The organism is Bradyrhizobium sp. ORS 285 (assembly GCF_900176205.1).
Taxonomy (GTDB): domain Bacteria; phylum Pseudomonadota; class Alphaproteobacteria; order Rhizobiales; family Xanthobacteraceae; genus Bradyrhizobium.
Genome location: NZ_LT859959.1, coordinates 6,161,811 through 6,186,612, shown reverse-complemented (window position 1 = coordinate 6,186,612; position 24,802 = coordinate 6,161,811). Strand labels below are relative to the sequence as shown.

Sequence of the window (24,802 nt, the reverse complement as noted above, 5' to 3'; positions counted from 1 at the left end):
CGCCAACCCGCCGCTATTTGGTCGACAGTACCTCGCCGAAGCGCTCCCACTGCTTGCCGGTGAAGCGCATGAACTGCACCTGCTCGACCGGCAGATGGTCGCCCTCGGACGTGTTGACCTTGATGCCGGGCAGCAGCATCGGCAGCTCCAGGTCCTTGATCGACAGCGCCTGCTTGAGGATGTTCTCGCGCGACAGATCGTTGCCGGCGGCCTTCAGCACGTGCTCCAGCACCATGCCGTTGTTGTAGCCGTTGACGTAATTGGAATCGCGGATGTCGCCGTCCGGCACGTATTTCGCCATGTAGTCGCGCCAGCCCTTGACGCCGGGATCTTCGGCCCAGGCCGGATCGAGCGGGTCCTTCACATAGGCCGTCGAGATGATGCCGGTGCCGGCCTCCAGGCCGGCCGGCTCCATCACCGAGGACACCCACACTGAGACGTTGGTCAGGAACGTCATCGGATGCCAGTTGACCTCATGGGTCTTGCGGATCGCCTGCGCGGCGAATTTCGGCGTGGCCGCGATGATCAGCGCGTCGGCGCCGGTCGATTTCAGCTTCACGATCTGCGAGTCGATGGTCGGCTCGGTCACCTCGTAGCTCGCCACGGTCACCGCGGTGTCGAAGCGCTCGCCGAGCACGTCCTTCAGGCCCGCGAGATAGTCACGGCCGAAATCGTCGTTCTGCGCCAGGATCGCAAACGTCGCGTCCGTCTTCTTCTCCAGCGCGTAGCGCGCATACATCCGCGCCTCGTTGCGGAACGGCGCCATCACGCCCATCAGGGCCAGCGGAAACTGCTGGGGATCGCCGAACTTCGAGGCGCCCGAGGCCACGAACAGCTGCGGCACCTTCTTTCCCTGAAGATACTTTGCGATCGCGGTGTTGTGCGCGGTGCCCATGGTCGAGAAGATGAAGGAGACCTCGTCGCTCTCCACCAGCCGCCGCGTCTGCTCCACCGTCTTCGGCGGCACGTAGCTGTCGTCAAGCGAGAGCAGGTTGACCTTGCGGCCGTTGATGCCGCCGCGGTCGTTGACCATCTTGAAATAGGCCACCTCGCCCTTGCCGAGGATGCCGAACGCCGACACCGGTCCGCTATAGGGCATGGTCTGGCCGATGCGGATTTCGCTCGCGGTGATTCCGGGCGGATCCTCCGCCCAGGCGGGCATCACGAACGCGGACGAGATGACGGCCAGCCCTGCGGCTGCGAGGGCACTTCGCATGGACACCTCCCTGGTCACCGCGCTGACGGCGGCAATTGGCTGGGAAGCTTAAGGTTGTCCCGACCCGCCAGCAATGACGATCATGACGCTCTGCCTCGGCAACACAAGTGACACGATCGAGGTGGCGCCGCTTACAACCGCAGCGACGGGCGTGGCGAGGTGACGTCCACGAAAGCATGTCCGGACAATGTGCCCCGGCGCCCCTCGCGCAGATCGGCGGGTTGCGTCATCCTGCTCCGGCCGCGCCGGATCCGGATGCGGGCCATTGACGTTTTCGACCCGCTTCGACCCGGGCCGCAGCGCCCCAATGAATGAGATGCAGATGCGGGATCAGCGCGAGCCTCTGAAGGTCCTCCAGGATTGGTACGCCTCCCAATGCGACGGCCAGTGGGAGCATCAATACGGGATCAAGATCGACACTTTGGACAGTCCGGGATGGGCCCTTAGGATCGACCTGGTCGACACAGAGCTGGCAGAGCGCCCGTTCACCGAGGTGAAGGTTCAGGGCGACGAGGATGATGATTGGTGCCATTGCCGGGTCCGCGGCGCGGTGTTCGAAGCCTTTTGCGGCCCGCATCACCTCGGCGACGTCATCTCGATCTTCCTCGCATGGGCGATCGCGGCCGCGCGCGACCCTGCTCATTGACGTCGTACCGTCCACCAACTGCGGGCTGCCCCTGATCCGGGTCGTGCCCTCATCGCGTCAGATGCGCTTCCGAGACTGCGTGATTGAACATCGCGTTCAGCGCCGAGGTGATGTCTGCCGGGGTGTTCGCGGTGTAGAAGAATCCCGGCGATGCGCAGGCTTGCAGGCTCGGTGGAATGTTGGGGATGTTGTTGTTGGCGTAGTCGTCTTCGTCGCCGGCGAAGGATGCATTGACCGGGTTGATCGGCTGATAAGGAATATAGAGCACGGAGATGATGATGCCGCGGTTCTTCAGCGGCGTGCATGACGTAGCCGGATTGATTGTGGTGGCATGATTGCTGCCGGACCATGAGCCGTTGGGCACGCCCTTCACCTGCGGGTCCTGCGCGCCGTCGGTGACCAGGAACACGTAAGGCAGGGTGTTGTTGGTGGCGCTGCCGTTGCCGACACTGGTGATCAGGTTGTTGACGCTGGAGAGCGCCGTATCGATATGCGTCCCACCCGAGCCGAGCGATGCGTTGGTGTTGGTGTCGAGCAAGGTCGCGAGGTTCGCCGCGGCATAGTTGATGGTCGTCGAATCGCTGGTCGAGCCGCTGATATTGGTGGTGAGCGGATAATAGGAATAGAGATAGCGGATGAACGGGTAGAGGCCGATTCGGAACTGGTTGGTGACCTTCTTGGTGTTGTTCGCCGTCGTGAACAGCTGATTGACCGCGTAGCCGACTGCATCCAGGCGCAGCTGGATGCAGGCATCCGTCCCGTCGGTCGGGCAGTTCGCGACCGTCGGCAGCTTGTTGTAGAGCGAGTTCGGCAGCCCGGACACGATCGTCGAGGGAAGCGCAACGCCCTTGGGATAGTTCTTGTTGGTCGTCAGCAGGCTCTTGTAGCCGCTTTGGCTGACGCGCGAGATTGCATAGCCCAGGCAATAATTGTTGGTCGGATAGCCCTGCGTGCCTGAATCCGTGCAAGCGCTGTTCTGCGGAGAGAAGTGGCAGGCGAGCGTGCAGCCGGTGGGATATTGCCTGTAGTTGTCGGGGCTGATCGCCTGCATGCGCTGCGCTTCGGCCGTCGTCGAGGGCAGGCCCATCGAGCCCGACACGTCCAGGGTCAAATAGAAGTCGAGGTACAGCGGCAGCGTGACGGAGGATGACGAGCGGCCGGTGAGCGTCAGATTGGGAAATCCGATCACGCCCAGGAACGTCGTCGGCATGCTGGCGGTGAACTGGACCTGCGACGTCAGGGATGCCCCGCTCTTGGTGACGGTGCTGCTTTCCGCCGTCAGCGTATAGCCCTGGATCGTGGAGGCGTTGCCCTTGAAGATGCTGTCGGCTTCCGCGACGCCCGCACTCACCGATCCGTCTGATGTCATCGCCATGGCCGCTGCATAGCCGGCCGAGTTGACCGCGATCGAGGCGATGCTCGCGGCATCCGCCGCGGATTGCAGCTTGACCTTCAACCGCATCGCCATGGAGTAGTCGGTCGCGCATCCGATCGCCGCCAGGATCGGCAGCAGGGCTATCGCGAAGGTGACGCCGATGTTGGCCCCGCGGTCCCGGAAGAAGAGCGCCGTGAGGGCCGCGGCCCGTCGCAGTCGTCGGCTGTTACCCACGCTTGACCTCCAAGATCCCGTTCCCTGTCCGGTCCGGTGACTTGCTGTTCATTGACCCGCGTTCACGACGCGGAGGGGCCGGGACGTCCGGCGCGCCCGGTCGGTTTGCGCACGGGCAGTCGCAAGTCCGACCGCCATGCGACAAAATATCGCGCATGGGTGTTGCGTTTGGGTTTAAGTCCTTGAGAAGTTTGGAGGTTTTATAGTACTTCTCCGCGCGAAGTTCCCGCCGGGCCTTGGGGCGCGTTCAGGCCGCGTAAGCTCCCCCCTCAGCCCGGGCCCAGTCACTAGGCCCACTCAGGCGACTGCGGATTGCGAGGAGCGTGGGACTTAAGCAGTCAGCCGAGGCTCACCGATGCGCTCCTCCTGCACCCCGAACTGCATCGCGCAGCGCAGGCCGCTCGGATCAAAGTCGAGCGTCACGGACCAGCCGGTCTCCGAGCCGAACATCCGCGTGATCATCTTGGTGCCGAAGCCGCGCCGCGTCGGCTTGCGGACCGGCGGCCCGTCGCTTTCGGTCCAGACCAGTCGGACGATGCCGCTCTCCTGGCCGGTCCAAGCGATGTCGAGCTTGCCCGCGGGCGTGGAGAAGGCGCCGTATTTGGCGGCGTTGGTGCTCAGCTCCTGGATCGCTGCCGACAGCGCGAGCGTCAGCTTGGGCGGCAGCAGCAGGCGGGGGCCGCTGATGGTGAGGCGATCGGGGCCGGCATAGGGCGCCAGCGTGCGGTCGACGATGGCCCTGAGGTCGGCGCCGACCCAGTTGTTCTCGGTCAACAGATTATACGCCTCGGACAGCGCAAGGATGCGCGCCTCGAACGCAGCGACATAGTGCTCGATATCACCGGCGCTCGCGCGCGATAGGCGCGCGATGGATTGCACGGTTCCCAGCGTATTCTTCACGCGATGATTGATCTCGTCGAGCAGGTCGCGCTGCTGGCGCAGGGCGCTCGCCAGCTCGCCGCCCACCTCGTAGAGCACGTGCTTCATGCGATTGACTTCGGCGATCCGCCCCATCCGGGGCGCCACGGCGCCGGCCTGCAGCCCCGACACGTAGCGCTCGAGATCAGCGAACTCGGCGACGAAGCGATGCGCGAGCAGGCGCGCCAGCACCATGCCGAGCGCAAAGGTGAAGACGGTGAGCGCCACGATCCATCCGATCGTCCGGTGTAAGGGGCCGTCGATGGCGTCTCGCGGCAGAGCGAGATTGACGGTCCAGCCGCTCTGCTCGGAGCGCAGCACCGACGTGTAGGTCGGGACGCCGGATCGCGAGACCGCCTTGATCCACCAGGCTGCGGCCTGTCCGATGTGACCTCTGACCTCCGGGATCGTGGGCTGACCGATCAGATCGTCGTCACCGAGCAGCGGCCGCCGCGCGAGCAGCAGCCCTTGCTGGTCGATGATGCTGCCGACGAGATTCCCCGACACGTAGTCGTCCATCAAAGTCGACAGATAGCGCGGCGACAATCCGACGTTCAGGGCGTAGCGGATCTCCCCGGCGATCCGCACCGGCACGGCGATCGTGACGATGGCCTGGCCATCGACCACCGCCTTCTGCAGGCCCGAGACCTGCGGACGGCCGGTGTCGATCGCGCGGCGCTCGGCATCGAAAGCGACGCGCTTCGGCAGCGGCGTTCCCGGCTCCAGCCGGGTGTTGACGAGCTGTTGCCCGTCGGGCTGATATAATGCGATCGCCACGCCACCGATCAGCTTCACGGCGTCGATCGCGTGATCCCTGAATTCCTCGTAGCGGCCTTCCGCAAGCAGCGGCGACAGCGCCAGGATCTGAAGATCCTCGATGATGTTGGCGAGGCGCAGCTCGGTCGCATTGCGCATCAACCGCAGCCTGTCCTCATACTCGACCTTCCGATATTGCGACGATTCCGCGACGAAGTGATAGGCGAGGAACGCCGCGCAGGCGGTGATCGGAACGGCAGTCGCGAGCGCGAGAATGAGGAGGTAGGCCGAGATCGGCCAGGTCCCGGGCTTGATCGTCCGGGATTTTCTCGCGATCCGCAATGCCCCAGGAAACACGCCATCTCCTCCCCGCTTGCGCGGTTCAACGCTCCAGCCGCGGGCGTCGTCACATCTGCTTCTGCGAGGAAAGCTGCCGGCCGCGGCGGAACCCGAACTACCATGTGGAACTTTTGTTCCCGCGATTCTGACGCGCTTCAGCCGCTGTCGACTGATCGCGTTGTTGTCCTCGTCTGTCAACTACGTCAGCGGCTCCGCTGCTGAGCCAGCGTCGAGGCGGGCACGAGAGATGCCACGACTCGAGATCCGCGCGGGGGCGCCATGTGCCCGGACCGCGAAACGGCCCGCCACCCAATGAGCCCCGGGGATTGTTTTGCCGGTGGCGCCGCATCCGCCGACATTGCTCCCGCAGGCGGCGCGGTGAGCCCGATCCCATTCTATTAGTTCGGGGACGGACGTCGTCATCGGCGGTGATCCATGGCCTGCATGCGAAGTGGCTCGCGTCGCAACCGGGCTTCCGATCTGCCGGCGCCATCCTCCGCACGTCCTGGTAATGTTCGCCTGGTGATTCGCCTTTGAGGCGTTGGTCTCCTGCCCGGGAGGCAGTGCTCCGCCCAGCGAGAGGTTGCAGGGGCGCGCAACTTATTAGTGCGACATTCCGTGCTTCCAGCGAAGTAATTAGATCGCGCCGGTCACAGTTAAGCGGGCTTCACGCCGGCTGCGCGGCCCGCTCAACCATGCGTTCACTACGTGCCGATCTCCCTGTGTCAGGAAACTCGCCGGTAACGCGTCGACGCTCTAGTGATGCTCATTCAAAGACATTCTGGAGGAGACGCTCATGTTGAAGATGATTGCGCGCAAGCTGCTTGGCCCCCATGCTCTCAATTCCGGCTTCGGCCTGGTGACGATGTTCGCGTTGACCGGCGTCGTCGCCTCGCTGGTGCTCGTTCAGCGCGGCATCGACGTCAGCCCGCCCGGCATGTTCTGATCGGGCTGCCCACACGACCTAGCCCGCTCCCGGTTCGACAGAGTTGGGAGCCGGTCGCCTGAGCCGCCTCACAGGCTGCTCGCCGGGTCGATGGCCATCCAGGCCCGGCTGCGGTCATCGCCCACCTAACGGTGATGACATGCCTCTCACGGGCGAGGGATAACGGCGGCGTCGCCGTCGCATCGAACGACTGATTTGCCCGACGGGTACGCATTTCAAAAACCTGTCCAGCCCTCGCGCGAAAAAGATTCTGATTTACGAAATTCGGAATTCGTGTAGTCTGCGCTGCGTCCGGTCTCCGCGAGGAGGGGCGTATCGCGGTCGTCACGAGCGTGGGAGGCTGGATGCGGTGGGCACGGCGGGTCGCAGCGTGATCGTTCATGCCGACGAACGATCCGACGCGCACGGTGAAATCGCGTGGTCCTGGCGCCCCGATGCTGGCGTCAAGCTCGTGTGCTCCTGATGAGGCGCGCGGGTGACGGTGGCTACAAGCCCGGACACCGGGGAGAGCGCGTATAAGCCGTAACGCCATCGCGCAGGGAAGGCCGGGTCTGTCCGGCTGAACCTGTGGTTCCTGCCCCGTGCATTCTTTCCCGCACGGGGGCCACGGGCCTCAGTCGAGGTCCGGCCTTCCCTGCGCCCTCCCGTTGGAAGCGGAGGGTGATGATGCGCAAGGCTCGGACGGATGCCGTCGCGAGAGCGCGATCCCGTGTGTTTTTGCTGTTTGACACGTGTAGTATGTTCGTGTGCGATTGCTCGGAGATTTATCTGAGACCGTAGGGTGGGCAAAGGCGCGTTACGAGGTCTTGCCGTTTGCGTCGCTGCCGGCGCGCCGTGCCCACCATCTTGATCTCGGGGCGACGCGGTGGGCACGTCGCGCGACAGATTCGCGTATGACGCCGAGACCTCGCGAGCGCGCCTTTGCCCACCCTACGCACCGAGCCTGGACGGCATGCGCACGTCACCCCGCAGTCTTGCTACGCGATCCGATCAGCTCGGCGACCAGCGGGTTGGGGTAGCGGCGCTGCTGGCTCACCGCGAAGAACTGCTCCTTCAGCGCGCCGAGCCGCGCGCGCTCGACCAGCACGCCGGTGCGCAACTCGTCGATCACGACGATCGACGGCACCAGCGTGACACTGCCGCTCTCGCGCGCCATCAGGCGCAGCATCGCCATGTCGTCGACCTCAGCGGCGATGATCGGGCGGATGCCGCTGGAGCCGACCAGCGCATCGAAGGCGGAGCGCAGCGCGCTGCCGCGGCCGGGCAGGATCACCGGCGTCGTCGCCAGATCCTGCGGAAAGCGGAAGCGGGCTGCCTTGGCCGGCTTGCGGCTGACCAGGCTGACGCGCTGCTCGTCGATCAGTGCGTTGTCGAAATTGCTGCGCGTGTCCGGTGCGGCCGGATGGTTGGCGAGCACGAGGTCGAGCTTGTGCGCATCGAGCTGCTCCAGCAGATCAGCGAACTGTCCGGTGCGGATGATCAGCTCGACGTCGCTGCGTCCGATCAGCGGCTTGAGGAAGGCGATCTGGAAGTTGCGCGACAGATTGGCGGCTGCGCCGACCCGCAGCAGCTGCCGTCCCGGGCGCAGGCCCGACAAGGTCTCGATCAGCTCATGGCCGGACTTGAACACGCTGCCGGCATAGTCGAGCGCGATGCGGCCGGCCTCGGTCAGCTGCAGCGAGCGGCCGGTGCGCTCGAACAGCTTCTGTCCCAGCTGGTCCTCCAGCGCCTTGACCTGCACCGACAGCGAGGACGGCGACACGTTGAGCCGCCGCGCGGCGCGGCTCATGCTGCCTTCGTTGGCGATGATCCAGAAATAGCGCAGGTGATGGTAGTTCAGATGCGGCATGACGATCATTCTATATTTTATAACGATCAGGTTCAATGATTGAAATTTTAAGAAGGCTTCGGTGCCGTTAAGACGAGGGGCAATCGTCTCATTTGATCAACCCTCCGAGCCGCCAATGACCCAGCTCCTGCCCTGCCTCGCGGCGCTCGCGCCGCTGACACTTGCCCTTGCCGCCCTCCTGGGCACGGAGGCGGGCGCCCGCGCCGTCGCCACCCGCGCCATCGCCGCCGCCGCGATTGCCTTCGGTATCGCGGCGGCCGCGAGCCTCGCCGCAGCCGTGATCGGGGCAGGGCGGACGCCGCTGCTCGGCGCGTACGGGCTCGGCCTGTCGCTGCAGCTCGATGCGTTGGCTGCGATCCTCTCCGTGCTGGTCAGCTTCATCGGCCTGGTCGTGGTGCGCTACAGCCGCAACTATCTCGACGGCGACCCTGGCCAGGTTCGGTTCACGCGCTGGCTGCTGCTGACCCTCGCCGCGGTGCTGCTGCTGCCGATCGCGGGCAATGTGGTGCTGCTGTTCGCCGCCTGGGTCGCGACCAGCCTGTCGCTCGGCAAGCTGCTGCTGTTCTACGAGACCCGGCCGGCGGCGATCCGCGCCTCGCGCAAGAAGTTCGTCGCGAGCCGGCTCGGCGACGCCTTCCTCGCGCTCGCGGCGTTGCTGCTCTACATCCGGTTCGGCACGCTGGAGATCGCCGGCCTCGCTGCGCACGCCCGGGCGGGCGAGGGCGCGGGCTCGGCGCTCGTCACGATCGCAGCGCTCCTGATCGTCGCAACCGCGATGCTGAAATCCGCGCAGCTGCCGCTGCATGGCTGGCTGATCGAGGTGATGGAGACGCCGACGCCGGTGTCGGCGCTGCTGCATGCCGGCATCATCAATGCCGGCGGCTTCCTGGTGCTCCGGCTCAGCGACGTGCTACTGCTGGCGACGCCGGCGCTCGACGTGCTCGCGGTCGTCGGCGGCGCCACCGCGCTGTTCGGCTCGCTGGTGATGCTGACGCAGACCTCGGTGAAGGTGCAGCTTGCCTATTCGACGGTCGCGCAGATGGGCTTCATGCTGCTGCAATGCGGGCTCGGCGCCTTCTCAGCGGCGCTGCTGCACATCGTGGCGCACTCGCTCTACAAGGCGCACGCCTTCCTGTCCTCGGGCAGCATCATCGATCTCGCGCGGGCGTCGTGGACGCCGAGCCCCGGCGGCCAGCCGCACGCGGCGCGGCTGATCCTGGCGCTGGTCGCGGTGATCGGTCTGGCGCTGCTGACCGGACTTGCCTTCGGCATGACGCTCCGCAGCAACCCGGCGCAGATCGCGCTCGGCTCGGTGCTGCTAATGGGGCTGGTGCACTTGATGGCCAACGCCATCGACGAACGTCCGAACGCCTTCGTCATCGCCCGTGCCGGGGTCACCGCAGCCGGCGTCGCGATCGTGTACTTCGCTCTGCAGGCCGGCACGGCCTGGCTGGTCGGCGGCAGCATCCCCGCGTCGCGGCCGGTCGACGGCGTCGTGCCGATGCTGATCGCGGCGGCGGTGGTGGTCTCGTTCGCGGCCGTCACCGTGTTCCAGAACCAGATGATGCGCCGCGCCGACGCGCCGTTCTGGATCGCGGCCTACGTCCACCTGCGCAACGGCCTCTATCTCAACACGCTCGCCAACCGCCTCGTGCTGACGGTCTGGCCGCGAAGCTCGACCTCGCACCTTCCGTCCCAGTCCTGAGCCGGAGATGACGATGACCCAGGCTGCCCTTGTCATGTCCCTGACCGACCCGATCGACACCTCCGCCGATGCCGGTTTGATGGCCCGCATCGACAGCGCCTGCCAGCGGATCGCGCCGCTGTGGCCGCTGAAGCACTTCGTCGCCGTCAATCCGTTCCTCGGCTTCACCTCGCAGAGCTTCGCCGCGACGGCCGCGACGTTCGAGCGCGTGGTGCGGACGCGGATGCTGATGCCGCGGGCCTATTATCGGCAGGCGCTCGACGACGGCCGGATCGCCGATACCGCGCTGGCGCAGGCGCTCGACCTGCATCCGTCGACGGGGCTCGATGTCGAAGCGCTCAAGCAGAAGGCGCGCGCCGAGGCCGCGCCGTCGTCGCCGCCTGCGGTGGTGGCGACGGTGGCCGAGGTGCTCGACCGGCTCGCCGAGGGGGATCGCTACGTCTCGCTGGTCGCCTTCATGATCGACGAGATCTCGGCGTTCTGCGCCACCTATTTCGACGAGGGCCAGGCAAGCTGGCCAAGCCCCGTGCGGAAGCTGAAGCCGTACGCCGCGTGGCGGGCGATTGCGGCCTATGACCGTAATCCGGAGGTGATGGGGCTCACCGGCTTCCGCAAGGCCATTGCGGAGCTGCCTGCCGATCCCGTGCAGGCGATCGGCGTGATCGTCGACCGGCTCGGCATCCCCGAGCGTGCGGTTGAGGATTATCTGGTGCGGGCGCTGTTCGATCTCGGCGGCTGGTCGGCCTATGCCCGCTACATCGGTTGGAATGCACAGCTCGACGGCCGGCGGGACGACACGCTGCTGGAGCTGCTCGCGATCCGGCTCACCTGGGGCTACGCGCTGTATCAGGAACGCACCGACGAGGCCTTCAAGGCGGCCTGGGCGCAGGCGATGGTGGAGGCGGCGAAGCTGCCGGCCGATCAGCGGCTCGAAGAGACGCCGGAGCTCGCGATCGATCTCGTCCTGCACGAGGCTTATGAGATCGCGATCCGGAGCAAGCTCGTTGCCCGGCTCGCCAAGCACGGTGCCCAGGCGGCGGTCACGCGGCTGCCGGCACGGCCGCCGGTGCAGGCGGCGTTCTGCATCGACGTGCGCTCGGAGATCTTCCGGCGCGCACTGGAGACCGCCTATCCTGAAGTCGAGACCATCGGCTTCGCCGGATTCTTCGGCTTCCCGATCGAATACGTCCCGATCGGCCACACCCGGGGCGGCGCGCAATGTCCGGTGCTGCTCAAGCCCGCCTTCATCGTCTGCGAGGCGGTGAAAGATGCCGATGACGTCGAGCAGGCCGAGGTGCTCGGCCTTCGACTGTTGCGGCGGCGCGCGGCCAAGGCGTGGAAGTCGTTCAAGGTCTCGGCCGTGTCGTCATTCTCCTTCGTCGAGACGGCCGGACTCGGCTTTGCCGCCAAGATCGCCACGGACAGCGCGGGCGTCACGCGGCCGGTGCCGTCGCCGGTCGTCGATGGCTTGGATCCCGAGATCGCCGCACGGGTTCAGCCGCGGCTCGTGCCGGGTGAGCTCGGCGGCCGGGCCACCGGCTTCACCGATCCGCAGCGGGTCGCGATGGCCGAGGCGGTGCTGAAGGCGATGTCGCTGACCGGGCCGTTCGCGCGGCTGGTGCTGCTGGCAGGCCATGGCAGCACCACGGTCAACAATCCGCATGCCTCGGGGCTCGATTGCGGCGCCTGCGGCGGACACACCGGTGAGGCCAATGCCCGCGTCGCCGCGGCCGTGCTGAACGATTGGCGGGTGCGCGAGGGGCTGCGGGCCAAGGGCATCGACATCCCCGCTGACTGCTGGTTCATCGGCGCGCTGCACGACACCACCACCGACGCGGTGACCTTGTTCGATGAGGACGACGTTCCGGCGACGCTCGCGCCGGACCTGCAGCGATTGAAGCAGAAGCTGGCCGACGCCGCGCGGCTGGCGCGGCTGGAGCGCAGCGCGCTGCTCGGCATCCGCGATAAGTCCGATGTCGACGATGCCGTGATCGCGCGCAGTCGCGACTGGTCGCAGGTGCGGCCCGAATGGGGGCTCGCCGGCAACGCCGCCTTCATCGCGGCGCCGCGCGGCTTCACCCGCGGTCTCGATCTCGGCGGCCGGGCCTTCCTGCACTCGTACGAGGCTGCGCGCGACGACGGCTATCGGACGCTCGAGCTGATCATGACGGCGCCGATGGTGGTCGCGAGCTGGATCAATCTGCAATACTACGGCTCGACCGTGAACAATGCAGCCTTCGGCAGCGGCAACAAGGTGCTGCACAACATCGTCGGCCAGCTCGGCGTGCTCGAAGGTAATGCCGGCGATCTCAGGGTCGGACTGCCTTGGCAATCGGTCCACGACGGCACGCGCTTCATCCACGAGCCGGTGCGGCTGAACGTCTTCATCGCCGCGCCCGAGAGCGCGATGGACGAGGTAATACAGCGCCATCAGGGTGTGCGCGATCTCGTCGTCAACGGCTGGGTGATGCTGCATTCCCTCGGCGAGCAGGGAACGATCCGGCGCTGCATCCGCCCCGGTGAATGGAGCGCTGCATGACAGCGGCGGCGCGCCTCGGCATCGGCAAGGCGCGCCGCGTGATGGGCTCACAGCGTCTTCAGGTACTCGATCAGGTCCCAGCGCTCCTCCTCGGAGAAGGTGCCGCCGATGACGCCGTTCGGATAGTCCTTGGGATTGGGTTTGGTCGGCCCCTCGAAGGAATGGCCGAGCGTGCTGTTGCCCTTGATCGGCTTGCCGCTGCCGTCCTTGGTGGCGAACAGCGACTGTCCGACCTTGCAGGCCGTCTCGCCGCCCTTCGCCACGTCGAAGCCGACATGCTTGGGATCATAGTCGCGGGCGCCCTGGCAGAACGAGGTCGGCCGCTCAGCCGCCGGCGTCAGCAGCCAATACAGCGACGGCACCGAGCCGTTGTGCAGATAGGGCGCGGTCGACCAGACGCCGTTGAGCGGGCGGGCGCGATAGGTCTTGCCGGCGGGATTGGGACAGTTCGGGCGGTCCCCCCACAGCGCCGCCTGCTCGGCCGGGGAGAGCTTGCGGTCCTCCATCCACTTGTCGCTGGCGCGTTGCACGACGGCCATCAGCGCCAGCGCGTAAGGCATCTCGGTGGTCGAGCCCTGCGGCAGATTGCAGCCCTTCAGCTCCTTGGCCGGATCGACTTGGAGGAAGCCGGGGACCTTGACCTTGCGCGTCGCAAGAATGCTGGCCTGTCCCGGATCGGTCTGCATCACCTCGACGGGCTTCTGCATCAGGTCGAGGATCGGCCCCTTGGCGCTCCAGCCCTTCGTTTCCCAGTCATCCGCCGGCTTGATCTTCCAGAAGCTCTTGTCCGGATAGGCCTTGTCGAACACGGGATCGGCGACCGGGCCGAGATGGCATTCGACGCAGATCGTCGCGTAGATCTTGCGGCCGCGCTCGACGCGGGCCGGATCGATCTTCCAGGCATCGTCGCCGGCGAACAGCTTCTCCGGCCATTTCGGCGAGGTCAGTCCGCCGAAGGCCGGCGTTGTCGTCGCGAACGGATCGGGGCCGCGCAGCATGTCCTCGATGTGGGTGAGGTTCTCGAGCGCCATCGTCGACCGCCACAGCTTGTCGCTCGCCGTCTCCGGCGAGAAGTTGATCTGCGCGGACACACCGAGCGCCTCGCCGGCATTGCGGATCAGCGGCTGCGAGATCGAGCCGTCATACTGCGCCCAGGAGAACCAGGGCACGGTCCAGATCGGCGGATAGGACACCGGCGCGTCGATGGCCTCCTGGTTGCCGAGCATGTTCGGCAGGCCGCTGACGGCCATGTCGAGATAGAATACCTGGTTGCCGATGCGGTTCAGAGCATCGAGCCGGCCAAAACCTTCCTCGGTCTCGGTCTGGCCCTTGGCCTCGATCGCCGTCTGGTAGTTCTTGGCCTGCATGTTGAGCGCGAAGTCGGTCGCGGCCTTCAGCCCCTTCTTCAGGGCATCGCGATCGGCATCCGTGGCGTTCGGCCCGAGCACGCGATCGGCAAAGCGCGAGAAGCGGCCGGGCACGTATTGCGTGAAGATCATCGCAAAGCCCATGGCCTCTTCGAGCTTGCGCAGGTCGACCATCCCCGGCCCGCCGTCGAACCGCACGCTGACGCCCTTGTAGTGGATGCTGCCGGTGTGACAGGCCGCGCAGGTCAAGCCGATCTTGTTCGACTGGGCGGCGCCCGTGGCCGGGTCGGCCGCGCCGGAGAGCCGGGCGAAGCCGACCGGCAGGCCGTCTTCGTTACCGGCCGGCGTCGGCTTCAGGCTGGCGGGCAGGGCGGGCGCGATGTCGGTCTTGGCAGCCGTGGTGGCCGCATAGCCGAACGCGCGAAGCGCGCTGGGGTCGCCATCGACGCTCTTCGGACTGGGAATGAAGCCGAAGCGTTCGAGATAGGCGCTGTCGGAGATCAGGCCGGGCGTGCCGAACAGCGACAAATAAGGCTGCTCCATCGCCATGAACCAGGCGTAGGGGATCGGGAAGGTCGCCGTGCCCTGGGTGACATGGTGGAACCAGTGGCGGTCCTTGGTGGTCCAGCCCTGGTCGAGCCAGTAGGCCGCCTTGGTCGACTCGACCTCCGGCAGCGCCGGCGGGATCAGGGCCGCAGCCTTCTTCGGCAGGATGGCGCTCAGCTTGTCGCTGACCGCGTCGGGCGCGGCCACCCAGGCCAGCAGCACAGCGACCGCAGCCAGGACCGCCGTGCCGACGACGGCCTTGCCGATGCGCCAGACGATGTTGGCTGGCGTCGGCTTGGCCATCAGGCGCGAGACGATGCGTTGCGGAAAACGGCGCTCGACGAACAACGTGCGGACCTCAGCGACCGACAGATAGCGGCCGTCGCCCTCGCCCTTGCCCAGGATGTTCAGCAGCACCGGCCATTCGCCCTGCATCAGGATCGGGAAGTACCAGCGCGCCTGATCGCCGTCGCGCTGCAGATTGGCTTTCATGAAGGTCTGGATCTGCGCCGCATTCAAGCCGCGCTCGGTGCCGCCATTCGGATCGGGATAATCGCTGCCGAAGCTCGCGAAACGATCGATCTCCTCAGGATGGATCTTGGCTTCGGCATCGAGAATGCGCGAGCCGCCGCCATGCTTGTCGAGCGGGCCGTTGCGCAGTTGATCGAGATCGGCGCCGGAGAACAGGCTTTTCAGCAGCCGCAGCGGCGAGAGGCCGTTGGCAATCAGCGCGACGCCGAAGGTCTCGATGCCGACGATGCGCTTCTTGAAGCCGGTCTCGCCACTGGCTGCCTCGACCCGATCACCGATCGTCTTGAGCGGAACGCTGTGCCCATCGACGAAGCCGCCGGCGACGAGTGCGCGCAGGAAGGGGCATGGATTGTCGGGAGAGACGGGGACTTGCCCCGGCAGGGCGTCACGGACGCGGGCGCTGTCTTCTTGCATCGTGCGACATCCTTGAAAAGCAGCTGAGTGATGAAAACGGGCACGCAAACAAACGGCACGCAAACAAACAAGGTCGGCGCCGAATTGCGCCGCGGAAGGGCGAAAGCCCTCAGCGTCTGAACGTTACAATGCAATTATGAATGATGGCGTAACCCGCCGCCGTGTCAACCTCAAGTCGAGATTGCGTTATTCGCCCGCGTATTTCGCCTTGGTGTCGACCAGCGTCAGCTTGGTGAGCGGCACGCCGGCTTTGACGAGGCCGTCGCGATAATGGGCGATATCAGCCGGATTGCGCCAGCGGATGTTGCTCAGAAGCCGGTCGATCGTCATCCACGGATGCTGACTGAGCAGCGCGGCGACGGCCTCGCCGGCTTCGACGGAGCGTCCGAGCTGCGCCAGCGCGGCGGCGCGGATGGCGAGGCACTGCAGATGGTTGGGATTCTGATAGTGCGACTCGCGCGCCCAGGACAGCGCTGCGTCATACTGGCCGAGCATGTAGTGGCTGAAGGCGCTGAGCACCGACCATTGATATCGCGGATCACTGTTGCCGCGCTGCGCCGCCACCGAGAACAGCTCGATGGCCTGACGGTGCTCGCCGCCGACGAGATGGCACACGCCGAGCACGCCGCGCGCGCCCATGTCATAGGGGTTGAGCTGCAGCGCCTTGCGTGCCGCCTCCATGCCCGCTTCCACCCGTCCCTGCATGGCATGGACATAGGCCAGCAGCGAGTAGGAGAAGGACGAGCGGGAATCGAGCCGCACGCCGGCTTCGGCGAGCGCCATCGCCTCGTCCCACAGCTCCCGCGAATTCCGGATCCAGCCGAAATGAATGCCCTGCAGCAGGATGGTGCCGAGATAGGTGTGGGCGATCGCGAGGCCCGGGTCGATCTTGATCGCCTCGCGGAACAGCGCGATCGAGCTTTGGTAGTCCGCCTTGGTCGGCTGGTAGTAGTGCGACAAGCCGCGCAGGAACCGGTCCCACGCCGTCAGATCCGTGGTCGACGACCGCACCGGCACGGCTGCCTCGGCGCGGTAGATCTCGGGGATCAGCGCCGTACAGAGATTGGCGGTGATGTCGTCCTGGACGGCGAACAGGTCGCCGATGTCGCGGTCGTAGCGCCCGGCCCAGATCTGCTCGCCGTTCTCCGGGGCGACGAGCTCGGCGGTGACCCGGATCTTGTTGCCGGAGCGCCGCACCGAGCCCTGGATCAGATAGGTCGCATCGATCTCGCGCGCGATCAGGCGCGCGCTCATGCCCGCATGCTTGAAGGCAAAGGTCGAATTGCGGCTGAGCACCCGGAAGAAGGATTGCAGCGACAGGGCGTGGATCAGGTCTTCCGCCAGGCCGTCCGAGAAATACTCATCGGTCTCGCTGCTGAGATTGGCAAAGGGCAGTACGCCGACGATGGCGGTCCGGTACTCCGCCGGCAGCGAGGTTGCGGGCGGCGTCTCGCGGCTCTTCTCCGGCGAGGACGGATCCCAGGTCCAGACGTTGATGGTGCCTTCGATGTTCTTGAAGCGGAACGGACCCCGGTCGACGAAGGTGACGGTCAGATGCTTGAAGGCTTCCTGATAGGCCTTGTTGGACAGCGCGATTCCGCCGGGAGGGGCTGCGGCCTCAAGTCGCACCGCGGTGTTGACGCCGTCGCCGAATACCTCGTCTTCATCGAAGATGACATCGCCCATGTTCACGCCGAGGCGGAACTGCATGACGCGATCGGCCGGCAGATGAGCATTGCGCTCGGCCATCAGCTTCTGAACCTCGACCGCGGCCGCGATGGCGCCGACGATGCTCGGAAACTCCAGGAGAAATCCGTCGCCCGTATACTTTACGATGCGGCCGCCGTGATTGAGGATGATCGGATGGATGGCGCCGCGATGGGCCTTGAACGCGGCATGGGTTCCCGCCTCGTCGGCGCCCATCATCCGCGAGTAACCGACCACATCGGCACAGACAATGGCGGCCAGCCGTCTCTCCATTCGTTTCCTCGCTCCTACAGAGGGCGATAACACGGCAGCGTTGCTCGAATCCAATGATTTTGCGGAAGCAATGTGTAGGCCATGTGGCAGCTCGGGGATCGATCCCGGGATCCCCTCAGGTCAATCCCGCCTTGATCAGTCCGTCGCGGTAGTGGTCGATGTCGGCCCGCTGCTTCCACCGGATGTTCTTCAGGTGGCGGTCCAGCGTCAGCCACGGATATTGCTCGCCCAGCGCCGCGATGGCGTCCCGGGCCTGATCGTGGTCGCCGAGTTGGCCCAGGCTCGCGGCCCGGATCGTCATTGCCTGCAGATGGTTGGGATAGAGGAACAGCTCCTCACGCGCCCAGGACAGCGCCGCCTCATAGCGGCCGAGCAGATAGTGACTGTAGGCGTTCAGCGCCGGCCATTGATAGCGTGGATCGCTGTTGCCGCGCTGCGCCGCGACCGAGAACTGATCGATCGCCTGCTGATGCTCGCCCATGACCATATGGCAGAGGCCAAGCACCCCACGCGCACCCATGTCGTAAGCGTTGAGTTCGGTCGCCTTACGCGCCGCTTTCATGCCGTCGTCGTGTGCGCCCTGCATGGCGTGCACGAAGGCAAGGATGGCGTAGGTGTAGGAGAAGCGAGGATCGAGTCGGACGCTGTCCAAGGCGAGGCTCTTGGCCTCGTCCCAGAGCTCACGCGAGCCTTTGATCCAGCCGAAGCTGATGCCCTGCATCAGAATGGTCGCCAGATAAGCATGTGCGATGCCCAGCGTCGGGTCGAGCCGGATCGCTTCGCGGAACAGTGTGATCGAAATCTCGTAGTCGGTCTTGGTCGGTCGATAGTAGTGGGACAGGCCTCGCAGGAAACGGTCCCATGCCGTCGGATCGGCCGCCTGCGAACGCACCGGAATCGAGGCTTCGGCGCGATAGATCTCGGGCATCAGCGCGGCGTAGAGGCTGGTGGTGATCTCGTCCTGCATCGCAAAGAGATCACCGATGTCCCGATCATACCGTCCGGCCCACAATTGGGCGCCGGTTTCGGGCGCGATCAGCTCGGCCGTCACGCGGATCTTCTGCTGCGAGCGCCGCACCGTTCCCTGGATCAGATAGGTCGCATCGATCTCGCGGGCGACGAGCCGAGGGTCGATTCCGCGGTCCCTGAAGCGAAACGTCGACGTCCGGCTCAGGACGCGAAAGAATGATTGCAGCGACAGGGCATGGATCAGGTCATCAGCGAGGCCGTCGGCGAGATATTCGTCGGTGCCGTCGGCGAGATTGGCAAATGGCAACACACCGACGACCGCCGTCCGGTAGGGCGGTGGCACGCTGGCCGCGCTTCTGTGCGCCCCAAACGCGGCATCGCTCTCGGGCTCCCATGTCCACGCCTGGATCGGCTCCTGGAGATTCCTGAACTGGAAGCTTCCGGCGTTGGTGAGACTGACGGGGAGTTGCGGGCTCGCCTCCTCATAGGCGGGTCCCGAGATGGCGACGCCTCCCGGCGTGGCGATCGATTCGAGATTGACGGCGACGTTGATGCCGTCGCCGAAGGCCTCGCCATCGTCGACCGTGACCTCGCCCTTATGGATGCCGAGACGAAAGCGCATGTTGCGCTCGGTCGGCAGATGCGCATTGCGTTCCGCCATCAGGCATTGCATCTCGACCCCGAACTGGATCGCGCTGGCGGCGTTTGCGAACTCCAGAAGGAAGCCGTCGCCGGTGTGTTTGACGATACGGCCGGCGTGATTGAGGATGATCGGATGGATCGCGCCGCGATGAGCCTTGAAGGCGGCGTGCGTGCCGGCCTCATCGATCCCCATCATGCGCGAATAGCCGGCAACATCGGCGCAAAGGATGGCAGCGAGGCGTCTTTCCATCACGTCGTGCTCCCGCCTCGCGCATACCATGGCCAAGGCGGCCGAATCCAATCCTTTTCCAGAACCAATCGGCTACCCACGGTCATAAGATCGGCCGCCACTCGGGACGGCAAAACCAGGATGGCTTGAGATTTAGACCGATATCGTTAGGAAAAGTTCAATCATGTTCGGCATCCACGACCTGCTGCTCTTCCTCGTTTCCGGGCTTCTGCTCAATATGACGCCGGGGCCGGACACGGCCTATATCGTCGGCCGTAGCGTACAGATGGGCTGGCGGGGCGGGGCCGCGGCTGCCTTGGGCATCAGCGCGGGCTGCCTCGTCCATGTCTTCGGCAGCGCGATCGGGCTGTCGGCCCTGCTCACCGCCTCGGCAACGGCCTTTGCCGTGGTGAAATGGGCGGGGGCTGCGTACCTCGTCTATCTCGGGGTCACGCAACTGCTAGCCCGGCGCCAGATGGTCAGAGAAGAGAGCGTTGTGGCCGGAACGCCAGTGGTGCGGTTGCGCCAGGTGTTCTGGCAGGGCGCGCTCACCAACATTCTCAATCCGAAGGTGGCGATGTTCTTCCTCGCCTTCCTGCCTCAATTCGTCGCAGCCGACGCGCCGCATAAGCCGCTCGCCTTCCTGCTGCTCGGCGCGATCTTCATCGTCAACGGCACGATGTGGTGTCTCGGTGTCGCCGTCGTCGCGGCCCGTGCCGCACGTCGTGTCCGCGGCTCGTCCGCCGTGATGCTCTGGCTCAATCGCGCGATCGGCGGGCTGTTGGTCTATCTCGGTGTGAGGATCGCGATGTTGGAGGCGCGCTGATCACCACATCAGCTCGATGATCGCACTGCCGGCGAGATAAAGCCCGAGCACGATCATGGCGATCAGGAACACGCGGCGGAAGGCCTCGGCCGGCAATCGCGACCGCGCGGCCTGGCCGGCGAACATGCCGAGAAAAGCACAGGCCATCGCCACCGCCCCGGGCAGGGCGGTCGCGGTGCTGAGCAGGCCGGCGCTCGTCAGGTTGAAGGCGAGCGTAATGGTGGCCACGGTGAAGAACACGCCGAGCGCCTGGACCAGTTCGTCCTTCTCCAGCCCGATGGCTTGCATATACGGAACCGACGGCACCACCTGCACGCCGGTAGCGGCCGAGATCAGCCCGGTGATCAGTCCGACGATGCCGCCGACCCATTTCTCGTGACATTGCGCGACCTTGAAGGCGAAGCGGGTGAGACCGAGCACCGCGTAGAGCATGAGCAGCACGCCGAGCGCGATGCTGCCCCAGCGCGTCGAGGCGTGGCTGAGCGCGCCGGCGTTCAGGCAGATGCCGATCGCTGTGCCGGCCATCAGCGGCCAGAGACGCTTGGCGATGTCGCGCAGATAGGGGCCGGCGAAGGTCTGCCAGATGTTGGTGATGACTGCTGGCACGATGACGATCGCGAGCGCCCGGCCCGGCGGCATGGCGATCGCGAGCAGTCCGACCGAGATGGTCGGCAGGCCGAGTCCGAGGGCACCCTTGACGAAGCCGGCCAACGTCAAGGCGAAGGCGATGAAGATCAGGAGCGGGTCGATCATGATGCGACATTGACCAACGGCTGTCCGGGACACAATGTGGAGCTTACGGAGATAGCCTTCGGTCTGGACAGAGGCAGGGCGGCATGCGTTTCGATCTGGTCGATCTCAGGCTGTTCATTGCCGTCGCCGAGGCGCGCAGCATCACCGGCGGCGCGGACCGGGCGCATCTGGCGCTGGCCTCCGCCAGCGCCCGAATCAAGGGGCTGGAAGATGCGTTCGGCATAGCGCTGTTCAAGCGCGGCCGCCGCGGCGTCGATCTGACCGCCGCGGGCGAGAGCCTGCTCGAACACGCCCGCATCATCATGGCCAATGTCGAGACCATGCAGGGGGAGCTGTCCGGCTTCGCATCCGGCCAGCGCGCCGATGTGCAGCTGCTGGCCAACACGGTTGGCCTCGCCGAGCATCTGCCACGAGCGCTCGCGACCTTCCTGCGCGAGAACCCGGACATCAATGTCGACGTCGAGGAGCGCGAGAGCACCGAGATCGCCGAAGCCATCGCGTCCGGCCGCGCCGATCTCGGCTTCGCGGCGGAGCACGCGCTGCCCGAGACGATCGAGCGCTTTGCGTTCGGCGAGGACCGGCTGATCCTGGTGGCCGGCAAGCCAAGCCCGTTTGCGGGGCGCAGGCAGATCGATTTCAGCGAGACGGCGGGGCAGGACTTCATCGGCCTCACCCAGGGGACTGCGCTGAACGTCCATATCGGCCGTCACGTCGCGCGGCTTGGGATTCGCCAGCATGTGCGGGCGCGGCTGCGCGACTTCGATGCGATCTGCCAGATGGTGGCGGCCGGCATCGGCATCGCCGTGGTGCCGGAAGCGGCCGCGCGGCGCTGCGCGCGGTCGATGCCGATCAGCCTGATCGCGCTGCGCGATGCCTGGGCCGATCGCCGGCTGGTGATCTGCGCCCGCAGCTTCAAGACCTTGCCACGGCCCGCCAGGCTGCTCGTCGAGCACCTGCGCAGGAGCGCCGCGTGAGCGGTCAGGCGGCGCGGACGGTTTCAAGGAAACGGCCGACTTCGAGCTTCAGCCGGCTGCTTTCTTCCGACAGCGACTGCGCTGCCGAGAGCACCTGTGCAGAGGCCGAGCCGGTCTCCGTCGTACCCTGCTGAACCTCGACGATGTTGTCGGACACGCGCTGCGTTCCCTGCGCGGTGTGCTGGACGTTGCGCGAGATCTCCTGGGTGGCAGCGCCCTGCTGCTCGATCGCCGCAGCGATCGTCGCCGAGATATGGGATAGCCGCTCGATCGTACCGGAGACCTCCCGGATGACGTCGACGGATTCTGCTGTAGCCGACTGGATGCTTGCGATCTGCTGTCCGATTTCCCCGGTCGCCTTTGCGGTCTGCTCGGCGAGCGCCTTGACCTCGGAGGCAACGACGGCAAAGCCGCGGCCGGCGTCGCCAGCCCGGGCTGCTTCGATCGTCGCGTTCAGCGCGAGCAGATTGGTCTGACCGGCGATCGTGTTGATCAGCTCGACGACGTCGCCGATCCGCGTCGCCGCCTGGGACAGCTCGCCGACCCGCTCGTTGGTGCGGCGGGCCTGGCCGACCGCTTCCCCGGCGATCCGTGCCGATTCCTGCACCTGCCGACTGATCTCGTCGACCGACGCCGAGAGCTGCTCGGTGGCCGACGCCACGGATTGCACACCGGCTGCGGCTTCCTCGGAGGCCGACGCGACCGTCGTCGCCAGTGTCTGGCCGTGCTGAGCATTCCGCGTCAAGGTCGTCGCCGACGCTTCGAGTTCGGTGGAGGCGGAGGACACAGTCTCGATGATCTCTCCGATAGCCGTCTCGAAGCTCCGGGCAAGCGCCGCCATATCGGCCTTGCGCTGCTCGGCCTGACGCTGCTCGAGCGCGGCCTGCTCGGCGCGCAGCCGCTCGGTCTCGATCATGTTCGTCTTGAAGATCTCCACGGCGCCGGCCATTTCGCCGATCTCGTCGCGACGGCCGACACCGGGAATCCGGATCGACGCGTCGCCGCCTGCAAGCCTCGTCATGGCCTGCACCATGTTGCGGATCGCATGGGAGATGCCGCGGCCGATCAGGAATGACACGCAGCTCACCAGGATCAGCGAGATGCCGAGCGTCCACAGCATGCCGCGTTTGACGGCGTCGCCAGTCTGCGCCGCCGCCTGCTGTGCTGTCGCGTATTGCTGCGCGACGGCCCTGCCGATCTCGGCGATGACGGGCTCGATCTCGGCAAACGCCTTCGACATCGCAGCGCCATGGCGCGCGGCGTCCTGGGATCCATCGGCCCAGGCCAGGAAATCCTTCTGGTACTTGTCGAGCTTCTGGCCGATATCCGCCTTCATCGCCGGCGCGAGGTCGGCGCCGGCAACGGCCTTGGCGAACTCGGTAGCGGCCGTCTTCAGCTCGTTCACATATTTCGAATCGCGACGCAGCATGAAGTCCTTCTCATGCCGGCGCAGCATCAGCATGCCGCTGGTGAGTCGGGGGTCGCCGACCTCTTTCAACTTGGCTTCGATGTCGTGGACGGCGGATCGCAGCGAGCCGGAGAGACCGATCGTCTCGTTGAGGCCGAGGCGGACCTCCGACGCCTCGGCTGCGGCGAACTCCGAGCTGTAGGAGGCGAATCCGCTGGCGACGGCATCGATTCTGCTCCCGATCGACGCATCGCCGATGGCACGGACAGCGCCGCGCAGCTCGTCGAGCTCCCGCTTGATTGCCTTGCTCAGCTCGGCATGGCGCGCGGCGTATTTCTGATCGCGTCGCAGCAGGAAGTCCTTTTCCGCGCGCCGCGCCTCGAGCAGATCGGTCAGGACCTTCTGGTTCAGATCGGCAACGCCGCGGGCGCTGTCGGCGAGGCGGCGGGAGGCGTCCTGGGATGCGGTGCCGGCCAGATAGATCGCGCCGAAAACCGCGAGAGCGCCGATGCCGATCAGCGCGATGGCCATGATCTTGTGGGTGAGCCGAAAGCTGAAACGAGACATCGACGCCGCCTTCCCAGGAATTCTGTCAAATCTGCACAAATCCTAGGCGGGGGAGATCAACGTGTTGTTAACAATGCATTCTGTTGTGCGCTTCCCGTAGTTGTACGGACCGTCGTTACCCCGCTTCGGCGAGCCGCTTCAGCGCCGCCTCGTGCACGCGCTTGTCGCCGGCCGCGATGATCCGGCCGCCGTTCTGCGCCGGACCGCCCTCCCAGTCGGTGACGATGCCGCCGGCGCCGTTGATGATCGGGATCAGGGCTGCGATGTCGTAGGGCTTGAGCTCGGTCTCGATGACGAGGTCGAGATGGCCGGCCGCCAGCATGCAGTAGGAGTAGCAGTCGCCGCCATAGCGCGACAGCCGCGTCTCGGACTCGACCTTGGCGAAGATCGCGCGATCGCTCTCGTTCATCAGCAGCGGGCTCGTCGTATAGCACACCGCGTCCTCGAGCCGCTCGCAGCGCCGCACCGACAGCCGCCGCTCGCCGCTGGCGTTCTTGTAGTTAGCCGAGCCGTTGTCGCCGGCGAAGCGCTCGGCGATGAACGGCTGGTGCATCATGCCGAACACCGGTGTGCCCTTGTGCAAGAGCGCGATCAGCGTGCCCCAGGTCGGAAAGCCCGCGATGAACGATTTGGTGCCGTCGATCGGGTCGAGCACCCAGACATAGTCGGCGTCCTCGCGCTCATTGCCGAACTCCTCGCCGACGATGCCGTGCTGAGGGAAGTTGGCCTTGATCAGCCGGCGCATCACCGCCTCGGCGGCGCGGTCGGCCTCGGTGACCGGGTCGAAATCGTGCCGGTTGCTCTTGTTGTCGACCAGGAGCGAGGTCCGGAAGAACGGCAGGATGGTTTCGCCCGAGGCCGTCGCCAGGCGGCCGATGAAGGCAGAGAAGTCGATGACCGTCACAACACGTCCTTCGGTGAGGGAATCGGATGGCGCGCGAGCCGGATCATGCCTAGCTCAAAGCGACCGGGCGCGCATCCGGAGATGGAACGGCGACTTGGCATCTTGGATACCGTTCGGTGACATCAGGGGTTCACATCGCGCGCGTTTTCGGCCTCGAGCGGCCAATCGA

The 24,802-nt window shown here is 65.9% G+C and carries 16 protein-coding genes; 6 read left to right on the top strand and 10 right to left on the bottom strand.

From position 1 onward, the window contains the following. Nucleotides 1-13: 13 nt before the first annotated feature. Nucleotides 14-1,216, bottom strand: a complete 1,203-nt coding sequence (locus tag BRAD285_RS27850; RefSeq protein ID WP_006610105.1) for an ABC transporter substrate-binding protein — start codon at nucleotides 1,214-1,216, stop codon at nucleotides 14-16. Nucleotides 1,217-1,538: 322 nt separating this feature from the next. Here BRAD285_RS27850 and BRAD285_RS27845 point away from each other — a divergent pair, with 322 nt between their 5' ends. After that, nucleotides 1,539-1,862, top strand: a complete 324-nt coding sequence (locus tag BRAD285_RS27845; RefSeq protein WP_050886755.1) for an immunity 53 family protein — start codon at nucleotides 1,539-1,541, stop codon at nucleotides 1,860-1,862. Nucleotides 1,863-1,911: 49 nt separating this feature from the next. On the opposite strand, the gene BRAD285_RS27840 is transcribed toward BRAD285_RS27845, so the two are convergent. Both BRAD285_RS27840 and BRAD285_RS27835 read right to left on the bottom strand, forming a co-directional pair. After that, a complete protein-coding gene (locus BRAD285_RS27840; protein WP_006610103.1) occupies nucleotides 1,912-3,471 on the bottom strand; it encodes a TadE/TadG family type IV pilus assembly protein in 1,560 nt (519 codons plus the stop codon). 330 nt (nucleotides 3,472-3,801) lie between these two features. Beyond that, nucleotides 3,802-5,502: a sensor histidine kinase gene (locus BRAD285_RS27835; protein WP_006610102.1), complete on the bottom strand. Its 1,701-nt coding sequence runs from the start codon at nucleotides 5,500-5,502 to the stop codon at nucleotides 3,802-3,804. A 778-nt stretch (nucleotides 5,503-6,280) separates the two neighbouring features. On the opposite strand from BRAD285_RS27835, the gene BRAD285_RS35925 reads away from it, so the two are divergent. After that, nucleotides 6,281-6,430 carry a hypothetical protein gene (locus BRAD285_RS35925; RefSeq protein WP_006610101.1) on the top strand — a complete coding sequence of 50 codons (150 nt, stop codon included), beginning with the start codon at nucleotides 6,281-6,283 and terminating at the stop codon, nucleotides 6,428-6,430. Between the two features lie 961 nt (nucleotides 6,431-7,391). On the opposite strand, the gene BRAD285_RS27825 is transcribed toward BRAD285_RS35925, so the two are convergent. Next, nucleotides 7,392-8,279 carry a LysR family transcriptional regulator gene (locus BRAD285_RS27825; RefSeq protein ID WP_006610100.1) on the bottom strand — a complete coding sequence of 296 codons (888 nt, stop codon included), beginning with the start codon at nucleotides 8,277-8,279 and terminating at the stop codon, nucleotides 7,392-7,394. A 115-nt stretch (nucleotides 8,280-8,394) separates the two neighbouring features. Here BRAD285_RS27825 and BRAD285_RS27820 point away from each other — a divergent pair, with 115 nt between their 5' ends. Further along, nucleotides 8,395-9,984 (top strand): NADH-quinone oxidoreductase subunit L, encoded by a 1,590-nt coding sequence (locus BRAD285_RS27820; RefSeq protein WP_006610099.1) that lies wholly within the window; start codon nucleotides 8,395-8,397, stop codon nucleotides 9,982-9,984. A 13-nt stretch (nucleotides 9,985-9,997) separates the two neighbouring features. After that, nucleotides 9,998-12,523: a YbcC family protein gene (locus tag BRAD285_RS27815; RefSeq protein ID WP_006610098.1), complete on the top strand. Its 2,526-nt coding sequence runs from the start codon at nucleotides 9,998-10,000 to the stop codon at nucleotides 12,521-12,523. A gap of 47 nt (nucleotides 12,524-12,570) precedes the next feature. On the opposite strand, the gene BRAD285_RS27810 is transcribed toward BRAD285_RS27815, so the two are convergent. The 3 genes from BRAD285_RS27810 to BRAD285_RS27800 form a co-directional block, all read right to left on the bottom strand. Next, nucleotides 12,571-15,381 (bottom strand): di-heme-cytochrome C peroxidase, encoded by a 2,811-nt coding sequence (locus BRAD285_RS27810; protein ID WP_006610097.1) that lies wholly within the window; start codon nucleotides 15,379-15,381, stop codon nucleotides 12,571-12,573. A gap of 186 nt (nucleotides 15,382-15,567) precedes the next feature. After that, nucleotides 15,568-17,361, bottom strand: a complete 1,794-nt coding sequence (locus BRAD285_RS27805) for an adenylate/guanylate cyclase domain-containing protein (protein ID WP_006610096.1) — start codon at nucleotides 17,359-17,361, stop codon at nucleotides 15,568-15,570. A gap of 115 nt (nucleotides 17,362-17,476) precedes the next feature. After that, complete coding sequence (locus BRAD285_RS27800) at nucleotides 17,477-19,222, bottom strand: adenylate/guanylate cyclase domain-containing protein (RefSeq protein WP_006610095.1); 1,746 nt, start codon at nucleotides 19,220-19,222, stop codon at nucleotides 17,477-17,479. Between the two features lie 163 nt (nucleotides 19,223-19,385). Between BRAD285_RS27800 and BRAD285_RS27795 the strand changes: the two genes are divergently transcribed. Beyond that, nucleotides 19,386-20,027, top strand: coding sequence for a LysE family translocator (locus tag BRAD285_RS27795; RefSeq protein WP_006610094.1), 642 nt, complete (start codon nucleotides 19,386-19,388; stop codon nucleotides 20,025-20,027). On the opposite strand, the gene BRAD285_RS27790 is transcribed toward BRAD285_RS27795, so the two are convergent. Further along, entirely contained in the window at nucleotides 20,028-20,780 is a 753-nt protein-coding gene (locus BRAD285_RS27790; RefSeq protein WP_006610093.1) for a sulfite exporter TauE/SafE family protein, read from the bottom strand. Nucleotides 20,781-20,863: 83 nt separating this feature from the next. On the opposite strand from BRAD285_RS27790, the gene BRAD285_RS27785 reads away from it, so the two are divergent. After that, nucleotides 20,864-21,754, top strand: coding sequence for a LysR family transcriptional regulator (locus BRAD285_RS27785; protein ID WP_006610092.1), 891 nt, complete (start codon nucleotides 20,864-20,866; stop codon nucleotides 21,752-21,754). 4 nt (nucleotides 21,755-21,758) lie between these two features. Here the strand turns inward: BRAD285_RS27785 and BRAD285_RS27780 are convergent, their stop codons facing one another. Both BRAD285_RS27780 and hisN read right to left on the bottom strand, forming a co-directional pair. After that, complete coding sequence (locus BRAD285_RS27780) at nucleotides 21,759-23,729, bottom strand: methyl-accepting chemotaxis protein (protein WP_006610091.1); 1,971 nt, start codon at nucleotides 23,727-23,729, stop codon at nucleotides 21,759-21,761. A 115-nt stretch (nucleotides 23,730-23,844) separates the two neighbouring features. Then, nucleotides 23,845-24,633, bottom strand: a complete 789-nt coding sequence (gene hisN / locus BRAD285_RS27775) for a histidinol-phosphatase (RefSeq protein ID WP_006610090.1) — start codon at nucleotides 24,631-24,633, stop codon at nucleotides 23,845-23,847. Between the last annotated feature and the right edge of the window lie 169 nt (nucleotides 24,634-24,802).

Bases quoted from the DNA above. Each gene is read 5' to 3' on its own strand.
- BRAD285_RS27850 (WP_006610105.1), bottom strand. From the start codon at position 1,216: ATGCGAAGTGCCCTCGCAGCCGCAGGGCTGGCCGTCATCTCGTCCGCG.
- BRAD285_RS27845 (WP_050886755.1), top strand. From the start codon at position 1,539: ATGCGGGATCAGCGCGAGCCTCTGAAGGTCCTCCAGGATTGGTACGCC.
- BRAD285_RS35925 (WP_006610101.1), top strand. From the start codon at position 6,281: ATGTTGAAGATGATTGCGCGCAAGCTGCTTGGCCCCCATGCTCTCAAT.
- BRAD285_RS27825 (WP_006610100.1), bottom strand. From the start codon at position 8,279: ATGCCGCATCTGAACTACCATCACCTGCGCTATTTCTGGATCATCGCC.
- BRAD285_RS27820 (WP_006610099.1), top strand. From the start codon at position 8,395: ATGACCCAGCTCCTGCCCTGCCTCGCGGCGCTCGCGCCGCTGACACTT.
- BRAD285_RS27815 (WP_006610098.1), top strand. From the start codon at position 9,998: ATGACCCAGGCTGCCCTTGTCATGTCCCTGACCGACCCGATCGACACC.
- BRAD285_RS27810 (WP_006610097.1), bottom strand. From the start codon at position 15,381: ATGCAAGAAGACAGCGCCCGCGTCCGTGACGCCCTGCCGGGGCAAGTC.
- BRAD285_RS27805 (WP_006610096.1), bottom strand. From the start codon at position 17,361: ATGGAGAGACGGCTGGCCGCCATTGTCTGTGCCGATGTGGTCGGTTAC.
- BRAD285_RS27800 (WP_006610095.1), bottom strand. From the start codon at position 19,222: ATGGAAAGACGCCTCGCTGCCATCCTTTGCGCCGATGTTGCCGGCTAT.
- BRAD285_RS27795 (WP_006610094.1), top strand. From the start codon at position 19,386: ATGTTCGGCATCCACGACCTGCTGCTCTTCCTCGTTTCCGGGCTTCTG.
- BRAD285_RS27790 (WP_006610093.1), bottom strand. From the start codon at position 20,780: ATGATCGACCCGCTCCTGATCTTCATCGCCTTCGCCTTGACGTTGGCC.
- BRAD285_RS27785 (WP_006610092.1), top strand. From the start codon at position 20,864: ATGCGTTTCGATCTGGTCGATCTCAGGCTGTTCATTGCCGTCGCCGAG.
- BRAD285_RS27780 (WP_006610091.1), bottom strand. From the start codon at position 23,729: ATGTCTCGTTTCAGCTTTCGGCTCACCCACAAGATCATGGCCATCGCG.